The following is a 17,173-nucleotide window of genomic DNA, read 5'->3' as shown; positions in this document are numbered from 1 at the left end:
CCCAACCACACGAGGACTCATGAACGCACAGCAGCAGGATCCGCGCGACGACTTTCCCGTGGACGACGATCCCACGCTCGTCCCGGCCTCGCCGAGCGCGGAGCCCGCAACGCGGCCGAGCGCGCCCCTCGGAAGCGCACCCTCCGGCGGCACCGGTGGCGCAGCGCGTGGCGTGGCGAGCGATGCGCTCCGGCCAGAGCAGGCACGGTGGGTGCAGCAGGTGTTCTCCGCGTGCGCAGACGCGCTCGGCGAGGTTGTCCAAGGCAAGCGCCGCGTCATCGAGCTCGTCTTGGCGAGCACCTTCGCGGGCGGGCACGTGCTGCTCGAGGACGTGCCCGGCACGGGCAAGACGGCGCTCGCGCGCGCGCTCGCGGCAGTGATCCAGGGCACCTCCTCGCGCATTCAGTTCACCCCCGACTTGCTGCCTGGCGACGTCACGGGCATTTCCGTGTTCGATCAGCGCGCTGGGGTGTTCGAGTTTCATGCGGGCCCAGTATTCGCGAACGTGGTGCTCGCCGACGAGATCAACCGCGCCAGCCCGAAGACGCAGTCGGCACTGCTCGAGGTGATGGAGGAAGCGCGGGTGACGGTCGACGGGGTCTCCCACGAGGTGGGCAATCCGTTCCTCGTGATCGCCACGCAGAACCCCATTGAGCAGGCGGGCACCTACCGTTTGCCGGAGGCGCAGCTCGACCGCTTCATGATCAAGACGACGATCGGCTACCCGGATGCGTCCGCGATGCTGCGCATTCTCGAGCAGCACCGCCGGGTGCAGGAGCCCATCGAGCCGGTGGTCACGACCGCGATGGTTGCGCAGGCGCAGGCGCTGGTCGATCGTGTCCATGTGAGCCCGCTCGTCGCCGACTACGCCGTGCAGATCGTCGAGGCCACTCGCCGTGCGCGCGAGGTGCGCCTGGGCGCCAGTGTGCGTGGTGCGCTCGCGCTTGTGCGCCTCGCGACCGCCTGGGCCGCGGCAGCGGGACGCCACTATGTCACGCCGGACGATGTGCGCGACCTTGCGCTGCCGACCCTCGCGCACCGCCTTGTGCTGGAACCGGAGGCGGAGTTCGACGGCGTCACCGCAGAGCAGATCGTCGGTCAGGTGCTGCTTGACGCACCCATGCCGCGGGAGAACGGCACCGCGTGAGCCAGACGGACACCGCACCGCCCTCGCGGCGGAACCCGCTGGCGATGCTCCGGGCGGGTCTCACCCGTGCCGTGCGCGTTGTCACGCCGGCGGGCCGCTTCGTGGCGCTGGGCGGTGTGCTTGCCGCGGTGCTCGCCGCGTGGCTGGGGTGGGCTGAAGCGGGAATGCTCGCCATCGCCGCAGCGCTGCTGATCCTCGTTTCGCTGCCGTTCCTGCTGGGCGGCCGCGCGTACCGGGTCGAGCTGCACGCAGAACGCGAGCGGGTGGTCGCGGGGGGCGAGGCAACACTGCGCGTCGGCGTGACGAACGCAAGCCGCACGCCAGCGCTGCCGGCGACGGCGGAGCTGCCCGTGGGCGCGGCACTTCGTGAACTACCGATCCCCTTCCTCACCCCCGGTGCCGAGGCAGCGATCGAGGTTGCCGTGCCGACGCCCCACCGCGGGGTGATCGATGTTGGGCCGCTTGCGCTGACCCGGCGCGACCCGATCGGTCTCCTGCAGCGCGAGCTGAGCTGGCCGGCGCATCGGCGCATTCACGTGCACCCGGTCACGGCCGCGCTCCCGGCGAGTAGCGCCGGGCTCATCCGCGACCTAGAGGGGGATGCGAGCCGTCGCCTCACCGATGCCGACCTCTCGTTTCACGCTGTGCGCGAGTACGCCGCGGGCGATGCGCGGCGGCACATCCACTGGCGCTCCACGGCGAAGACCGGCCGACTCATGGTGCGGCAGTACGAGGAATCCCAGACCGCGCGTTCCGCGATCCTGTTCGATAGTCGCCGTGACGCGTACGCGACGCCCGAGGAGTTCGAACTGGGCGTGAGTACCGCGGCCTCGTTCGGTGCGCACGCGGTTCGGGAAGGACGCGAGCGCCTCGTGGCCACGCAGTGGGTGGCGGGGCGAGTGCGAGCCGCGCTCGCGGGTGCATGTGAGCTGCCCAGCCGTACCGGCGCGCAGCTGCTCGACGCCTGGGCGGAACTCGATCCGAGCGACGCGGGCGTGCCCCTCGAACAGCTGGCGCGCGGGCTTGCGGAGTCGGGGCGACCACTGTCGCTCGTGGTGCTCATCACGGGTTCCCGCCCCGAGGCACAGCGGCTGCGCCGCGCCACCGTCCCCTTCGCGGGCGATGTTGCCGTGCTGACGGTGCGCTGCGCGTTGCACGCAGATCCCGCGATTCATCGCGGGGCCGGTTCCGCGCTCCTCACGGTCGGGGCGCTGCAGGACACCGCGCCGCTCCTCCTCCGTCGGGGAAGCGCGTGAGCCCGCGGCGGCCCGGACCCGGCTTCGCCGCGGGCCTCCTCGCCTTCGCGATTGCGCTCGTCGCGCTCGCGGCGGCCTGGCCGATCTATCAGGATCCGCGTGCCGCGCTCGTCACGGGCGTCGCAGCAGCGGCCGCGTTCCTCGTGGTGTGGGCGGGCACTCGCTGGCGCTGGGGCGTCGGCACCGCGGTCGCCCTCGCCGTGGTGGGCACGGCGCTCATCGTGCCGCTCGCGGTTCCCGCGGCACTCGGCGGCGGGGTACGCAGCTTCTTCCTGGGGCTCGGCGATGGGCTTGCTTCGGTTGCGCTCGGGTGGAAACAGCTCCTCACCCTCACGCTCCCCGTGGGGCACTACCAGTCGGTGCTGGTCCCGCTTCTCGTCGTTGTGCTGCTCTCGGTTGCCGCATCGACACGCCTCGCCGCGGGCGGCCCTTGGGCGCACGCGCTCGCCGCGATCCCACTCCTCGCGCCGGTGCTCTTCGGCACCGTGTTCGGGCCCGGAACGCCGAGCGAGCCGCTGAGCATCGGCCCGATCCTCATCGAAGCCCCGCGCGAGCTCGCGCTCTGGGGAGTGAGCGCGATCCTGGTGACCACCTGGATCGCGTGGAGTTCGGGCCGAGCGCGCCGCGCGGCACTGCGCCTGGGGGGCGGCCCGCGGGCAACCGGGCGCCGGTTCGTGCGCGGCAGCCTGGCTGCGCTCCTTGCGGTGGGCGCGCTCGCCGCGGGCACCATACTCGCGCCCGCTGTCACCGCGACACCGCGCACGCTGCCGCGTGACCAGGTGGACCCGGTCGTGGTGGTCCGCGCACAGAGCAGCCCGCTCTCGGGGTATCGCGTGTGGAAGCGTGACGCCGCCTTCGACGCGCCGCTCTTTACAGTGACGAGTGACGGGGAGCTCCCGCAACGGCTGCGCATCGCCGTGCTCGACGACGCGAACGGCGTCGACTTCGCGGTGACCGCGGAGCGCGGCACCTTCACCCGCTTCCCGAGCGGGCACGACGTGCCAGACCCGAGTCGGATCAGCGTGCGGCTTGACTCAGGGGACTCCGGGATCTGGCTGCCGCTCCCCGCCGAACTCGGTGAGCCGCCGCGCTTCACCGGTCCGCGCTCCGCAGATCTCGCCGATGGCTTCTACCTGGATCGCGAGACAGGCGCCGGGATTGCCGTGCCCACCGCGGCGGGGCTGCGCTCCGGCGACGGCTACACCGCGGTCGTCGGCACGGCGGCGGACGCTCAGCTCGATCCCGCGCCCGCGTTTGATACCCCGCAGATCGACCGCACCGCGTACCCGCAGCTCGACCGTTGGGTGCGCATGCAGCAGTTGCCTGCCACGGGTGCGGGGCTGCAGACCGCGATTGAGCGGCTGCGCGAGCGTGGATACCTGAGTCACGCGCTGAGCGACAACCCCGGTGCGCGCGCCTGGCTCGACGAGTTGAGCGCAGAGCACGGCACGCGGTTCGTCGCGAGCGCCGGGGGCCATTCTGACGCCCGTGTCGAGGAACTGTTCGCGCAGCTTGCGGACCGCCAGGCGGCTGCCGGCGAGGGTGCCAGCAGCGCTGAGCTCGTGGCGGGCATCGGCGACGACGAGCAGTTCGCGGTTGCCGCCGCGCGGCTCGCCGAGGCGTTTGGCTTCGACGCGCGTGTCGTGCTCGGAGTGCGGCTCGACGGTGCCGACGGTGCCGCCGGTGCCGCCGGTGCCGCCGGTGCCGCCGACTCTGGCGAGGTGCCCGGTGTGCCCGCGTGCGGCGAAACGTGTGCGGGGCGCAACATCGCCGCGTGGGTGGAGGCGCGTGGCGCGGATGGCGTGTGGGCGCCGCTCGATGTCACCCCGCAGGTCGCCGTTCCACCCGCAGCGCTCACCGAGGGCGAACGTCTCCCTGAGCACCCAACGGTGCCGGAGGAGCGCGACGCACACGAGAGCGATCCGGAGTACGGAGCGGGAACGGGCGACAGCTCGTCCGATCCGGCGCCGCCGCGAACGGAACCCGGCAGCGTGTGGCCCTGGGTGCGCGGGGTCTCGCTGGGGCTTCTCGGCGTGCTCCTGCTCACCACCCTGGCGCTCTTCATCCCCGCGATCAAGGCGCTGCGCACGCGGCGGCGACGCGGCGCTTCGCACCCCGAAGTGCGCGCGCTCGGCGCGTGGGAGGAGTTTGTCGACCTGCACGTGGACGCCGGGGCGATCCCGCGACCGCGCAGTCGCGGGGCGGCGACGGAGAGCCGCCGCGATCTGGGTGCCCGCCTGCCCGGTGGTGCGACGTTCGCTGCGCGCGTCGACCACGCGGTGTTCTCCCCGGAGGGCGCGTCCGCAGACGAGGCGACCGAGCTGTGGTCGCGCGTCGATCGTGCGCGGGATCAGCTGCGCGCGGACCGCTCGGGTCTGGGACGGCTCCGTGTACGCTTCTCACTCGCTTCGTTCGGGATCGGCCCCGAGCGGTCCGCACATCCACCCGCGGCCGCGGCCACGTCTGGCGAGGCGGAGCCCGCGAAACCAGAAGAGGTGCCCCGTGCGTGACCCTGATGAGGTGACCGGCGGTACGAGCGGAACGCCCGCGCCGCCCGTGCCTGAACCGACCGACGAGCGCTCCGCGCGTGCGCTCGCCGCACTGATGTTCAAGCCGAAGCTGGATCCCGAGCGGCGGTTGCCGCAGGCGCCGGGCGAACCGCCTGCACCGGTGCACGGCGGCGAGCGACCGGAGATCCCCGTGGTGTACGGGGCGCGGGCGGTACCGGAACTGGATCCTGCCGCCGCGGCAGCGGATCTCGCGGCAGCGGATCTCGCGGCGTGGGATCTCGGAGCGCCCGGGGAGCTGCCCGCTCCGGGGCCCGGTTCGACTCCCGACCAGGCACGCGCCACCGCGGCCGATGACCCCAAGGGAGCGCTCCCGTCGCTCGCGCGCCAGAATGCGCGGTTCCGTCGCGCGGTGCTCGTCGGCGGACCGGTGCTGCTCATCGGTGTGGTGACGGGGATCACGGTCATCGTGAGGCTGCTGCTCAGCTGAGTGTTCGTCAGGCGCGTTCCGGCTGTTGCACACCCGCCACACGTAGAATGAGAGGCAGTGGATCACCCGCACTGCGGTGGGATTCGCTTCCGACTCCCCGAGTGAATGGACTGGTGGCGATCCGATGAGTTCTGAACTCAGCAGCGGTGGCTTCACGGTGCTTGTCGCGATGCTCAGCATTTGGGGCCTCGTCGCGCTCGTGCTGTACGTCTGGTACCTCTGGGCGCTGTCGAAGCTGTTTCCCTACCTGGGGCTGCCGTCGCGCGATGGGTGGATCCCCGTCTGGAATCAGTGGCAGTTGCTGAAGCGTGGCGGCCTGCCCGGCTGGCTCGTGCTGCTCGGGTTTGTGCCCGGACTGATCCTCGTCGTCATCGTTGTGAGCATCATCGCCATCCACCGGCTGAATCGAGAGTTCGGCAAGGACGCCTGGTACACCGTGCTCGGTGCATTCCTTCCCCCGATCTGGGCCATGCTCTTGGCAAGCCACATCGGCGATGGCATGTACGCGGGTGCGCGGGTGTACCAGGGCGAGACCGCGTTTCCGCCGCTCTCGCCATCGCGTCGTGCGGCTGCGGTGGCAGCGGGAGGCGGTGCGGGGAGCCCCGCGGCCAGTGAACCCGCAGCCTGGCGGGGCCTGCCTCCCGTCTCGGAGGCCGCGCTTGCGGAGGCACACCGTGAGCCGAGCGACCCGCAGCGCGCGGGCGGCGCCGAACCCGTCGCGCCCGTTGCGCCGGTCACGTCGCCGTCGACGGGAGCTAGCGGAAGCGAGCGCGTTCGTGCCGCCGCCGATCCGCACGACATGAACGACTGGGGCTTCAGTAACACGACGATCGGCAACTTCGAGCGTCTCGCTGCCGAGGAGGTTGAGGAGCGCCCGGCCACCCCGCTCGGTGTGCGCGCTGCGCCAGAGCCCTTCGCGTGGCCTGAGCCCCGGGCCCCGCGCGCTGCTGCGCCGGCGCCCCCAGCTGACTTGTCGACTCCCGCTGAGCCCGTGGTTCCCGCCGCACCCGCGGTCACGGCGGTGCCGCCGACTCCCGTGGTTCCCGCTGCGCCTGAGCCTCCCGTTGTGCCTGTGCCTCCCGTTGTGCCTGAGCTTCCCGTCGAAGAACAGCCCGAGCCTGCAGCAGCGCCCGCGGCGCAGCGGTGGGGACTCGAACTGCCCGACGGTGAGGTGCTCGAACTCGTCGGCACCGACATCGTGGCGGGCCGGAAGCCGAGCAGCCTGGAAGGCTCCGAGACCCTGCTGCTTGCCGACCCCACTCGAACGGTGTCGAAGTCGCACGTGCGGCTGCGCTTGGCCGGCGGCGAGTGGACGGTGGAAGACTTGAACTCTACGAACGGCCTTACGCTGGTCTCGTCGAGCGGGCAGCGTGCGCAGTTGCCCGCCGGGCTGACGTTCCCCGCGACGGAGCACATGATCTTCGGCACCCTTGAGGTGCACCTCCGCGCCCTCTGACCGCCGCCCTCCCCGGCTCACCCCACTCCACCCGCACCCCCACACGCAAGCGCAAGATCGGGGTCAGTTGGGCAGGGTGTCGGTGTGCGCGCTCGCGCGACACCCTGCCCAACTGACCCCGATTCGCCAGGGGGCGGGGGCGGGGCGGGGCGGTTAGATGAGGCCCTCGGACAGCTGGCTCGGGGTGCCGAAGCGGTGCGCGGTGATCGAGACCGCCTGCTCCCGGAGGTGCGGCAGCAGCTCCACACGGCCCGCGGAGACGACCGGGCCAGCGTACACCGCGATGTCCGGCTTGCCGCCCGTCGCGGCGTGGATGCGCGCCGCCTCGTCCGCGCGTGACGCACCCGCAACGAGACGCACGCGCGCGCTCGCCGCTGGCCCATCCTGTGCGGCAAGCCCCGCGAGGCGAGCGCCCCACGCAGCTTCGTCCTCAAGCTGCACGGAGACGCCGGCCTGCACGAGTGCCGTGGCGAGGGGCGTCGGCAACGCGAACGCTGCGCTCACCACGGGGGCGACGCGCTCGGCCGCGGCCGACGATCCGGCCGCACCGGCGGTGATCCCCGCCGCAATCGCGCGGACGGCCTCGTGGAGGGGTGCATCCGCCGCAACTCGGATTGTGGTGCTGACCGCGTGGTAGCGAAGCAGGTTGCGCTCGACCCCGAGCTGCGAGGCATCACGCGCCACACCAAACTCGGCGTCCCACGCTGCCGCATCGCTGCCCAGCGCGGTGCGCAGCCAGGCAAGCTCGGCGCCCGCAAGACCCGCACGCTCGGCCGCCGCGAGAACCGGCGCAGCTGCGGGGTGTGCGGCTCCTGCCGCCACCGCGACCGGCGCGTCGGCCCAGTTGCCGAGCCCGTGCAGGTAGTTCGGCCCGCCGGCCTTCGTGCCAGCGCCGATGGCCGACTTCTTCCATCCACCAAACGACTGCCGTCGCACGATCGCACCGGTGATGCCGCGGTTGACGTACAGGTTGCCGGCCTGGATGCGGCGCAGCCACGTCTCGAGGTCGTCTCGGTCGAGCGAGTGCAGCCCGCTCGTGAGCCCGTAGTCGATGTCGTTCACCATATCGATCGCCTCGTCGAGCGTGTCCGCCGTCATGATGCCGAGGATCGGGCCGAAGTACTCGGTGAGGTGGTATTCGGAGCCGCGGCGCACCCCATCGCGCACTCCCGGGCTCCACAGCTTCGTGCTGCCCTGCGCATCCCGCGCCAGCGGGCTGTCGCTCTCCACGGGCGCGGGCTCAATGAGCCACCGCTCGCCCGCACCCAGCCGCGTGAGCCCGCGAAGCAGCTTCCCGTCGGGCGCCGTGATGATCGGCCCCATCTGCGTGCCGAGGTGTTCGGGCGTTCCCACGCGGAGTGAACGCACCGCATCGAGCAGCTGCCCGCGGAACCGCTCCGAGGTGGCGACCGATCCCACGAGGATGACGAGCGAGGCCGCCGAGCACTTCTGGCCGGCGTGGCCGAAGGCGGACTGCGCGACGTCGCGCGCGGCGAGATCTAAATCCGCGTTGGGCGTCACGATGATCGCGTTTTTCCCGCTCGTCTCGGCGAGAATCGGCAGGTCCTGCCGCAGCTCGCGGAAGCGGACTGCGGTCTCGTACGCGCCTGTGAGGATGAGCCGGTCCACGCGGGGATCGGCGACGAGCCGCGAGCCCAGATCCCGATCTCGGAACTGCACGAGCTGCAGCACCTCCCGGGGCACGCCGGCCTCCCACAGCGCCTCGACCATCACGGCGCCCGAGCGGGCGGAGTTCGAGGCGGGCTTGATGATCACCGACGAGCCTGCGGCGAGCGCCGCGAGCGCTCCACCCGCGGGGATTGCGACGGGGAAGTTCCACGGTGGAATGACCGCGGTGAGCGCGACGGGCTCAAACGTCGCCCCGTCGACCTGCTCGAGCAGCTGTCCGAGCATCGCGTAGTAGTTCGCGAAGTCGATCGCCTCGGATACCTCGGGGTCACCCTGGTCGAGGGTCTTGCCGCACTCGGAGCCCATGACCTCGAGGAGCTCGCCGCGGCGTTCCTCGAGTCGTTCGCCCGCGCGCATGAGAATGCGGGCACGCTCGTCGGCTCCGAGCGCCTGCCACCCGGCGGACGCCGCGATGCCGCGCTCGATGATCGCATCGAGCGCGGCATCATCAGGCACCACGGCGTCGGCGACGAGCTGCGTGCCGAGCTGCGAGTCGGTCATGCGGTCAGCAATCGCGAGCCCCCACACCCGGTTTCCGGGCAGATCGGGATCGGTGTCGGGCGCATTGTCGAACTCGCCCCGCCGGCCGGCGGCCACGCGGGCCTCAACGCGCGCCTCAGTGCCCGCGGTGTCGTATTCGCGGCGATCCTGCTGTCGGTTCGGCGGGGGCACCGCGAGGCCCGCGGCGCTGCCATCCCCGGTGATCGCGGTGAGCGCGTCAAGAGAGGCGAGGAAGCGATCGCGCTCGCGTTCGAAGAGGGGGCGGCTTTCGCCCAGCTCGAACACCGCGGACATGAAGTTCTCCTGGCTCGCGCCCTCTTCGAGGCGACGAATCAGGTATGCGATGGCGACATCGAACTCCTCGGGGTGCACCACGGGGGTGTAGAGCAGGAGAGAGCCGACCTCGCGCTTCACCGCTTCGGCCTGCCCGGTGGCCATGCCGAGCAGCATCTCGAACTCGATCCCGCTCTCTGCGCCGCGCGCCTTCGCGAGCAGCCAGGCGAGTGCCACATCGAAGAGGTTGTGGCCGGCAACTCCGATGCGCACATTGCGCACGCGATCCGGGTGGAGCGCGTAGTCGATGACGGCCTTGTAGCTCGTGTCGGAGTCCTGCTTCGTGCCCCAGGTCGCGGCGGGCCAGCCGTGAATCGCGGCGTCGACGAGCTCCATGGGCAGGTTGGCGCCCTTCACGATGCGCACCTTGATGGGGGCTCCGCCGCGAGCGACGCGGCCCGCCGACCACTGCTGCAGGCGGATCATCGCCCCGAGGGCGTCCGGCAGGTATGCCTGGAGCACGATGCCTGCCTCGAGCTCGAGGAACTCGGGTCGGTCGAGGATGCTCGTGAACACCGCGAGGGTGAGGTCGAGATCCTTGTACTCCTCCATATCGAGGTTGATGAACTTGCGGGGGCTTGCCGCCGCGGCGCGCGTGAAGAGCGGGATCAGCTGCTCCTCGATGTGCGCGACGGCCTCGTCGAACGCCCAGTGGTTGTGCGGGGCGACTGTGGAGGAAACCTTGATCGAGACGTAGTCGACGTCGGGACGGTCGAGCAGGCGATGCGTGCCGGCGAGGCGGCGCTCCGCCTCGTGCTCGCCGAGGATGGCTTCGCCCAGCAGGTTGATGTTCAGTCGCACGTCGTCGGTGCGGAGCTTGGCGATCGCGCGGCCGAGCTTCTGATCGCTCGCGTCGATGATGAGGTGGCTGACCATCTGGCGGAGCACGCGCCGCGCGATGGGCACGACGACGCCGGGGAGGGGCTTTGCGAATGCGCCACCCAGGCCGATCGCGCCGCGGAGCGGGGCGGCGAGGAACTTCGGGGTGAGCGGGGTGAGCTCGCTCAGCTTCTTCGCCGCAGCGCGGAGGTCTTCGGGGCGCACCACGCCGTCGACGAAGCCCACGGTGAAATCGAGCCCGTTCGGGTCGCGCAGCACGCCGGCGAGGCGCGCGGCCGAGGGGTCTGCGGGAATCTCCGCGGCTTCGCGGATCCAGCGCTCGACGAGCGCGATGGCCTCGGGTGCGAGGTCCTGGGGGCGGGTGGTGGCGTGCACGGTCACGACGGGCCTTTCAACGAACAGGTATGGCGGATGGGCGTCAGCGATGAGCGCCCGTAGTGTCAGTGTGGAGCTGTTGAAGTATGAAGTACAGCGATTGTTTTCATGGAATATCATGAAGAAAAGCTGAACGGTTGCGAGTAGAAGGGGAACGAACGCCGATGCTCGATATGAAGCGGTTGCGCCTGCTTTGGGAACTGCACGCGCGCGGCACGATCGCGGCCGTCGCACAGGCCCTGAACTACAGTCCCTCGGCGGTCTCCCAACAGCTCGCGCTCCTCGAGCGCGAGGCGGGCGTCGAACTGCTGCGCAAAAGCGGCAGAACGCTCGAGCTGACGCCCGCGGGCGCCGCGCTCGCCGCCGAAGCCGAGACCCTGCTCGCCGGGCTCGAGCGCGCGGAGTCGGCACTCCACCGTGCGCGGGATGAGGTCTCGGGCACCGTGCGGGTCGCAGCCTTCCAGACCGCGATGCTCGCGTTCATGCCCGAGGCGCTCCGAGCGCTCCGCGAGCGACACCCGGCGCTGCGCGTCGAGGTCGTGCAGGTGGAGCCCGGCGCGGCGCTCCACGAGACCTGGGCTCGCGGTTTCGACCTCGTGGTGGCCGAGCAGTACCCGGGGCACTCCGCTCCGCACTTCCAGGGACTCGACCGCGAGCCACTCACGCGGGATCCGATTCGGCTCGGCCTCCCCCCGCTCGGGGCGGGGGACCCCAGGTTCGACGCGGCCACCCAGCTCGCCGACCTTGCGGAGCTCCCCTGGGTAATGGAGCCGCACGGCGCCGCCACCCGGCACTGGGCCGAGCAGGCGTGCCGCAGCGCAGGGTTCGAGCCAGACGTGCGGTACGAGACGGCCGATCTGCAGGCGCACCTCCGCCTCATTGAATCGGGCAACGCGGTCGCGCTGCTCCCCGGGCTCGTCGGCGCGGGCGGCACGCTCCGCCTGCTCGAACTGCCGGATCGTCCACAGCGCACCGTGTTCACGGCCGCGCGTGCCGCAAGCAGCGACCACCCCGCGCTCGCGGCTGTGCGCGCTGCGCTCGCCGACGCTGCGCAGGGAGTGCTGTTCGACTGAGTGGGCTCGCCCGCCGGGAAGTGGGGAATCCGGTGCAGACACTCAGCTTCGCGAGCGTAGGGTGGTGCCTGTCGGACTGGCCCGGTGATCCACCGGGGAAAGGCACGGTATGAAGGTCATCAGCTACAACCTGCGGAAGAACCGCGCGGTCACCGAGATCGCCGCGCTCGCCGCAGACCACGAGATCGATGTGCTCTGCCTGCAGGAAGCTGAGGCCGTCGCGCTTCCCGCCGAACTCGGCGAACTGCGGCTCGTGCACGCCACCGAGCGCAACCGGCTCGGGCTCGCCATGTACGTGCGCGGCGACCGCTTCGAGACCCGCTCGGCGCACACCTTCCAGCTGAAGAAGTCGCTTCACGACCGGCTGCTCGCGCCCGCACACGAGCGCCTGCTGGGCGCACGCCTGCACGACCGTGAGACGAGCCGAGACCTCGTGGTGGCGTCATTCCACGCGGCCCCGCTGACCGCGCTCAACTCGCTGCGTCGACACCAGATCCACGCGGCGCTGGGCGAGCTGCGCGACCTCGGCCCGGGCCTCCCGGCGCTCATGGTCGGCGACTACAACTATCCGGTGTTCAAAGGCCGTCTCGACACCGAGATGCGCGATCACGGCTACGAGCTCAGCCTGAGCGACAAGCGCACCTACACCCGCTACAAGATGTTCCGCGGGCACTTTGACTTTGCAACCTCCGCCGGTCTCGACATCTCGAGCGTGTCCACGCTGGGCCGGGGCCTGTCGGATCACCTGCCGATCCTGGTGTCCGCGCAGTTGCGCGCGGAGCATCGCGTGCCGAGCCTCGTTTAGCGCCCGGCACGCGGTGCTGCGCCGCGTTTAGCGCTGCGCGGCGAGGTACGCGGGGATCTCAGCAACCCCGCTCAGCACCGCTGTCGCAGCCGCGGGGAAGTCGCCGCGCTCGAGCTTGCCGGTGAGTACGCCAATCGCGTGCGCGGCGCCTGAGTTGGCCCCGGCCTGCACGTCCACCGCGGTATCGCCCGCGACGAGTACGGTGCGCACGTCGAGGGTGCCCGTGCGCTCCATGGCCCAGTGGATCATGTACGGCGCCGGGCGGCCGGCGAGCACCTCGTCGCCGCACACGAGCGCGTCGACGACCACCGCGTCGGCACTTCCTGCGGGGAGAACGGGAGCCGTGGGGGCGCTGACCGCGTCCGCCTCGGGCGCCACCTGCCACCCGAGGCGATCGAGGATGGCGGTCGCTACGTCGCGCGAGAACCCCGTGGTGAGGGCCACGCGCACGCCACCGGCGCGCAGCTCAGCGATCGCCTCGGGAACACCGGCGATCGCTGTGGGCGGTGCGGCCGCGTAGCGCTCAGCGAGGATCGTCTGGAAGCGCTCAAATGCGCGGTCGACCACACCGGGAAGCGTGGGATCGCCGCCGCCGAGCTCCATGAGCGCGGTGATGGCTGCGCGCTTCTCTGTACCCATCCAGGTCTGCAGATCTGCGGTGGCGACGGTGGCGCCGGTCTCGATCACCGCGTCCTCGAGTGCGCGGTACACCTCCCCGCCGTCGTCAATCGTCGTTCCGGCCATATCGAATACTGCAAGGGTGATCATTGGGGTGCTCCTGAAACGTGGGTGGGGAAACTCAGTGCGCGGCGGTCGGCTCGGCGATCGGTGCCGCGGTAACGGCCTGCCGAGTGAGCGGGATCCGGTGCTCCGCGCTGTTCTCGACGGCGAAGTTGGTCATTGACGGGAGGTAGCGATCGTCGGCGGTCTCGATGATCGCGCCGAACTCGTTCGTGGCAACACGGCGTACGCGCAGCAGCGGGCAGCCGGGGGCGACGCCCAACTGCTCCACCTCCAGCGGATGGGCGGCGATCGCGTCGATAACGTGCCGCGCGCGTACGGGCACCACGCCCGCCGCCGCGAGCGCCTGGTAGATCGATCCGCCGTCGAGGTCGGCCGAGAGTAGGTGTCGCCCGATCTCGTAGGGGTACAGCGAGCGCTCGAGCATGGCGGGCTTGCCATCGAGCGAGCGCACGCGAATGATCTCCACGATGGGGGAATCCGGTGCGATCCTCAGCTCGGTGGCGATGCGCTCGGTTGCAGGGCGGCGGCTCGCCTCAATGACGCGCTGGCCGGGGGTGTACCCGAGATCGCGCGCCCACTCGGTGAACGACATGAACGTGTCGAAGGACTGCACGGGGGCGGTGCGCTGCACGCGGGGCGGGGTACCCCGCCCGCCCACGATCATGCCCTCGGCGCGCAGCGCGGCGAGAGCCTGGCGCACCGGACCACGCGAGGTGCCAAACTCGGCGATGAGAGATTTCTCGCTCGGCACCTTGTCGCCCTGCTGCCAGGCGCCGGTGCGGATGCGGCGAATCATCTCCTCGTACAGCTGCACGTGAAGGGGAGCGGTGGATGTCATGTCGAAAGACTACAAGTTGTCATGACTAGCGCAGCGGTTCGCGGGTGACGGCCACATGAACGAATTGTGAAGGTTCCGGGCCGATACCGCGCTCGCAATGAACGCTCGGCGAACACCGGCGCAAAAAGTTGTGTTGACTACTTTCTGCGGTTCAGGATCGAAGCATGACATCGCAGACCCCCGCCCCCCGCATCACCATCGTCGGTGCGGGCATCATCGGCCTCGCTCACGCCGTGGCCGCGCTTGACGCCGGCTACCGCGTCACCGTGCTCGAACAGGACGCTGCCGCGGTCACCGCGAGCGTACGGAACTTCGGTCACGTGTGCGCCTCGGTGCAGTACGGGGAGCTTGGCGAGCTTGCCGCAGAGAGCCTGCCGATCTGGTTGAGCCTCGCGGAGCGCGCCGGGGTGACGGCCCGCCGCTCGGGCACGCTTGCCGTTGCGCGCTCTGCGGCGGAGCAGGCCGTGCTTGAGGAGCTCGTCGCCGAGCGCGCCCCCGCCGGCGCGCGCCTCCTCACGGGCGGCGAGACCGCCGCGACGCTGCACCTTGAGGAGGGCAGCTCCGCGGCCGGCGCCGTGCGGGCCGGCCTGCTCCTCACCGACGATGTGACCGCCGATCCGCGCACCGCGGTCGCCCGGATTGCGGCCTGGGTCAATGGCCACGAGCGCGGCGAGGTGCGCTTCGCAACGACCGTGCATGCTGTCCATACCGGTGTCGTCGAGACGAATCGCGGCCGTGTCGAGGCCGATCACATTATCGTCGCGACCGGACACCTGCTCGGACGGCTCTTCCCCGAGATCGCCACCGCGGCCGGCGTGCGCGAGTGCGCGCTGCAGATGGCGCGCGTGCGCCCGCCCCGCCCGATGGGGCTCGGCCCGGCCGTGCTCACCGGCACGTCAATGCTGCGCTACGGCCGCTTCGCGGGCTCGGCTGCCGATGCGCTCCGGGCGGAGCTGTTCGCGCAGCGGCCCGAGTTTGCCGAGATCACTGCGAACGTCATGTTCACGCAGCAGGCCGACGGCACGCTGCTCGTCGGCGACTCCCACGCCAGCCACGACGCGGCGCCACCGTTCCTTGACGAGCGCTGGTCGCAGATCCTGCTCGATGAGGTGGCGACCCTCCTTGGCACGCCGCGGCTCGAGGTGCTCGAGCGCTGGCAGGGACTGTATGCCACGAGCGAGCTCGGTGACATTTGCCAGGAGACCCCTGTGCCCGGCGTCTCGATCGTCACGCTGACCACCGGTGTCGGCATGACCGTGGGCCTCGGGCTTGGCGCACGCACGATCGCCGCACTGTCGCGGTAGCGGATCCCAATTTCCATCGACCTGCTGTTCCGAACTACACACCCACTCACCGCAGTACCCACCCAAGGAGAATCGTGAAGAAGAACGCTGCCCTCGCCGCCACCGCGCTGGCCGCCCTCACCCTGGGCCTCGCCGCATGCGCGCCCGCCGGCGAGGACACCGCTGCCGCCTCGGCGAGCTGCCCCGACGGTAAGATCCGTTTCGGCATCCTGCCCTACGAGGACCCCGAGCGTCTGGAGCCCGCCTACCAGGTGCTCGCGAAGGCGCTCTCCGAGAAGCTCGATTGCGAGGTCGAGGTGTCGATCACCGAGGACTACGCCGCCGAGGTGCTCGCGATGGAGAACGACCAGCTCGAGATCGCCCAATTTGGCCCGCTCGGCTTCGTGTTCGCGAACGAGCGCGCCGCCGCTGAGCCGCTCGCGTCCTTCGGCGATGCCGAGGGCAACCCCACCACCTACACGGGCGGCATCTGGGTGCCGAAGGACTCGAAGATCCAGAAGCTCGAGGATCTGCCGGGCCACACCCTCGCCCTCGGGAGCCCCGGCTCCACCTCGGGTGATGCGCTGCCCATGTCGGCCATCACCGACGCGGGGATCGCCGACGAGGTCACCGCCGACTACGCGGGCGGCCACCCCGAGGCACTCCTCGCACTCGTGAACGGCACCGTCGACGCGGCGCAGATCAACTCGCAGACCCTGGCAACGGCAACGGCCGAGGGCACCTTCGACGCGAGCCAGTTCCGCCAGATCTGGGAGTCGGATCCGATCCCCAACGACCCGATCACCGTGCGCGGCAACCTGCCGCAGGAGTTCAAGGACGCGGTGTCCGATGCGCTCCTCAGCCTCGACGCTGAAGATGTTGCAGAGGTGTCCGGCTTCCTCGGCGTTGACCCCGCCGGGCCGCTGATCCCCACCACGAAGCAGGACTACCAGCCCCTCTTCGATCTCGCGAAGACCATGGGCCTCACCGAGGCGGACGTCTAATGAGCGCCGTCACCGCACACAGGGATTCCGCCGAGGCGGGGCGCGTCACCGCGCTCCCCGCTCACGGGGGAGCGGCCGCGGCCGAGGAGCGGGAGGTGCTGCTCGACGTCCGGGCCATCTCCAAGAGCTTCGGAGATCGCGTCGTGCTGCAGGACATGAGCATGCGCGTGCACGCGGGCGAAGTGGTTGCCTTCCTCGGAGCGAACGGCTCCGGCAAGTCGACCACCCTGCGCGCGGTGAACGGCCTGATCGAGGCGGACTCTGGCGACATCACGATCGCCGGGGTTCGCCTCACCGAGGCGAGTAGTCAGCGTCGCGCTGAGGCGCGCCGCACCGCCGCCACCGTGTTCCAGAAGATCCACCTCGTGCAGCGCCGCTCGGTGCTGCAGAACGTCTGCGCGGGCGGCTTCGCCCGCCTGCCGGGATGGCGTTCGCTCCCGCCCCTCTTCGGGCGCGAGCTGAAAGAGGAGGCCATGGCCTGCCTCGACCGGGTGGGCCTCGCCGATCGGGCGCACGACCGCGCGGGGAGCCTCTCGGGCGGGCAGCAGCAGCGCGTGGCGATTGCGCGTGCGCTCTGCCAGCGCCCCCGCATGATCCTCGCCGACGAGCCGGTTTCCGCGCTCGACCCGAAAGCCGCGGACGACGTGATGCAGCTCCTGCACGACCTCGCGGCGAACGAGGGGCTGGGCGTGGCCGCTGTGCTGCACCAGCCGCACCTTGCGCGCTCTTACGCTGACCGCGTGATCGGCCTGCGCGGCGGCAAGCTCGTCTTTGATGCCCCCACCGCCGACATCGACGACGCTGAGCTGGCGTCCCTCTATCTGTGATCCCT

13 protein-coding genes are annotated in these 17,173 nt (G+C 70.8%); 10 read left to right on the top strand and 3 right to left on the bottom strand.

Going from position 1 to position 17,173, the window contains the following annotated elements:
- Positions 1–19: 19 nt before the first annotated feature.
- From D3226_RS09420 to D3226_RS09400, 5 genes are all read left to right on the top strand, one after another.
- Positions 20–1,147: an AAA family ATPase gene (locus D3226_RS09420; RefSeq protein WP_202382295.1), complete on the top strand. Its 1,128-nt coding sequence runs from the start codon at positions 20–22 to the stop codon at positions 1,145–1,147.
- Entirely contained in the window at positions 1,144–2,403 is a 1,260-nt protein-coding gene (locus tag D3226_RS09415) for a DUF58 domain-containing protein (RefSeq protein ID WP_337248956.1), read from the top strand. Before D3226_RS09420 ends, D3226_RS09415 begins: the two co-directional genes overlap by 4 nt.
- Positions 2,400–4,913 (top strand): transglutaminase domain-containing protein, encoded by a 2,514-nt coding sequence (locus tag D3226_RS15070; RefSeq protein ID WP_202382294.1) that lies wholly within the window; start codon positions 2,400–2,402, stop codon positions 4,911–4,913. The genes D3226_RS09415 and D3226_RS15070 overlap by 4 nt, the downstream gene beginning before the upstream one ends.
- Positions 4,906–5,400 (top strand): hypothetical protein, encoded by a 495-nt coding sequence (locus D3226_RS09405; protein ID WP_202382293.1) that lies wholly within the window; start codon positions 4,906–4,908, stop codon positions 5,398–5,400. Before D3226_RS15070 ends, D3226_RS09405 begins: the two co-directional genes overlap by 8 nt.
- A gap of 124 nt (positions 5,401–5,524) precedes the next feature.
- Complete coding sequence (locus tag D3226_RS09400; protein ID WP_202382292.1) at positions 5,525–6,856, top strand: DUF5684 domain-containing protein; 1,332 nt, start codon at positions 5,525–5,527, stop codon at positions 6,854–6,856.
- 153 nt (positions 6,857–7,009) lie between these two features.
- Here D3226_RS09400 and D3226_RS09395 read toward each other — a convergent pair whose 3' ends face one another.
- Positions 7,010–10,600, bottom strand: a complete 3,591-nt coding sequence (locus D3226_RS09395; RefSeq protein WP_337248955.1) for a bifunctional proline dehydrogenase/L-glutamate gamma-semialdehyde dehydrogenase — start codon at positions 10,598–10,600, stop codon at positions 7,010–7,012.
- 158 nt (positions 10,601–10,758) lie between these two features.
- Between D3226_RS09395 and D3226_RS09390 the strand changes: the two genes are divergently transcribed.
- Together D3226_RS09390 and D3226_RS09385 are read left to right on the top strand one after the other, a co-directional pair.
- Positions 10,759–11,667, top strand: a complete 909-nt coding sequence (locus D3226_RS09390; RefSeq protein WP_202382290.1) for a LysR family transcriptional regulator — start codon at positions 10,759–10,761, stop codon at positions 11,665–11,667.
- A gap of 109 nt (positions 11,668–11,776) precedes the next feature.
- Positions 11,777–12,472, top strand: a complete 696-nt coding sequence (locus tag D3226_RS09385; RefSeq protein WP_202382289.1) for an endonuclease/exonuclease/phosphatase family protein — start codon at positions 11,777–11,779, stop codon at positions 12,470–12,472.
- A gap of 27 nt (positions 12,473–12,499) precedes the next feature.
- Here D3226_RS09385 and D3226_RS09380 read toward each other — a convergent pair whose 3' ends face one another.
- A complete protein-coding gene (locus D3226_RS09380) occupies positions 12,500–13,240 on the bottom strand; it encodes an HAD family hydrolase (RefSeq protein WP_202382288.1) in 741 nt (246 codons plus the stop codon).
- A gap of 31 nt (positions 13,241–13,271) precedes the next feature.
- Positions 13,272–14,054 carry a GntR family transcriptional regulator gene (locus D3226_RS09375; RefSeq protein ID WP_202382287.1) on the bottom strand — a complete coding sequence of 261 codons (783 nt, stop codon included), beginning with the start codon at positions 14,052–14,054 and terminating at the stop codon, positions 13,272–13,274.
- Between the two features lie 164 nt (positions 14,055–14,218).
- On the opposite strand from D3226_RS09375, the gene D3226_RS09370 reads away from it, so the two are divergent.
- From D3226_RS09370 to D3226_RS09360, 3 genes are all read left to right on the top strand, one after another.
- Positions 14,219–15,358, top strand: coding sequence for a TIGR03364 family FAD-dependent oxidoreductase (locus D3226_RS09370; RefSeq protein ID WP_202382286.1), 1,140 nt, complete (start codon positions 14,219–14,221; stop codon positions 15,356–15,358).
- A 74-nt stretch (positions 15,359–15,432) separates the two neighbouring features.
- Positions 15,433–16,341 carry a phosphate/phosphite/phosphonate ABC transporter substrate-binding protein gene (locus tag D3226_RS09365; RefSeq protein ID WP_202382285.1) on the top strand — a complete coding sequence of 303 codons (909 nt, stop codon included), beginning with the start codon at positions 15,433–15,435 and terminating at the stop codon, positions 16,339–16,341.
- Positions 16,341–17,168 (top strand): phosphonate ABC transporter ATP-binding protein, encoded by an 828-nt coding sequence (locus D3226_RS09360; protein ID WP_420029091.1) that lies wholly within the window; start codon positions 16,341–16,343, stop codon positions 17,166–17,168. Before D3226_RS09365 ends, D3226_RS09360 begins: the two co-directional genes overlap by 1 nt.
- Positions 17,169–17,173 lie beyond the last annotated feature (5 nt).

The sequence above is a fragment of the Leucobacter chromiireducens subsp. chromiireducens genome (assembly GCF_016758255.1).
GTDB classification, from domain to species: domain Bacteria; phylum Actinomycetota; class Actinomycetes; order Actinomycetales; family Microbacteriaceae; genus Leucobacter; species Leucobacter chromiireducens.
This window is presented reverse-complemented; position numbering and strand designations above follow the sequence as displayed.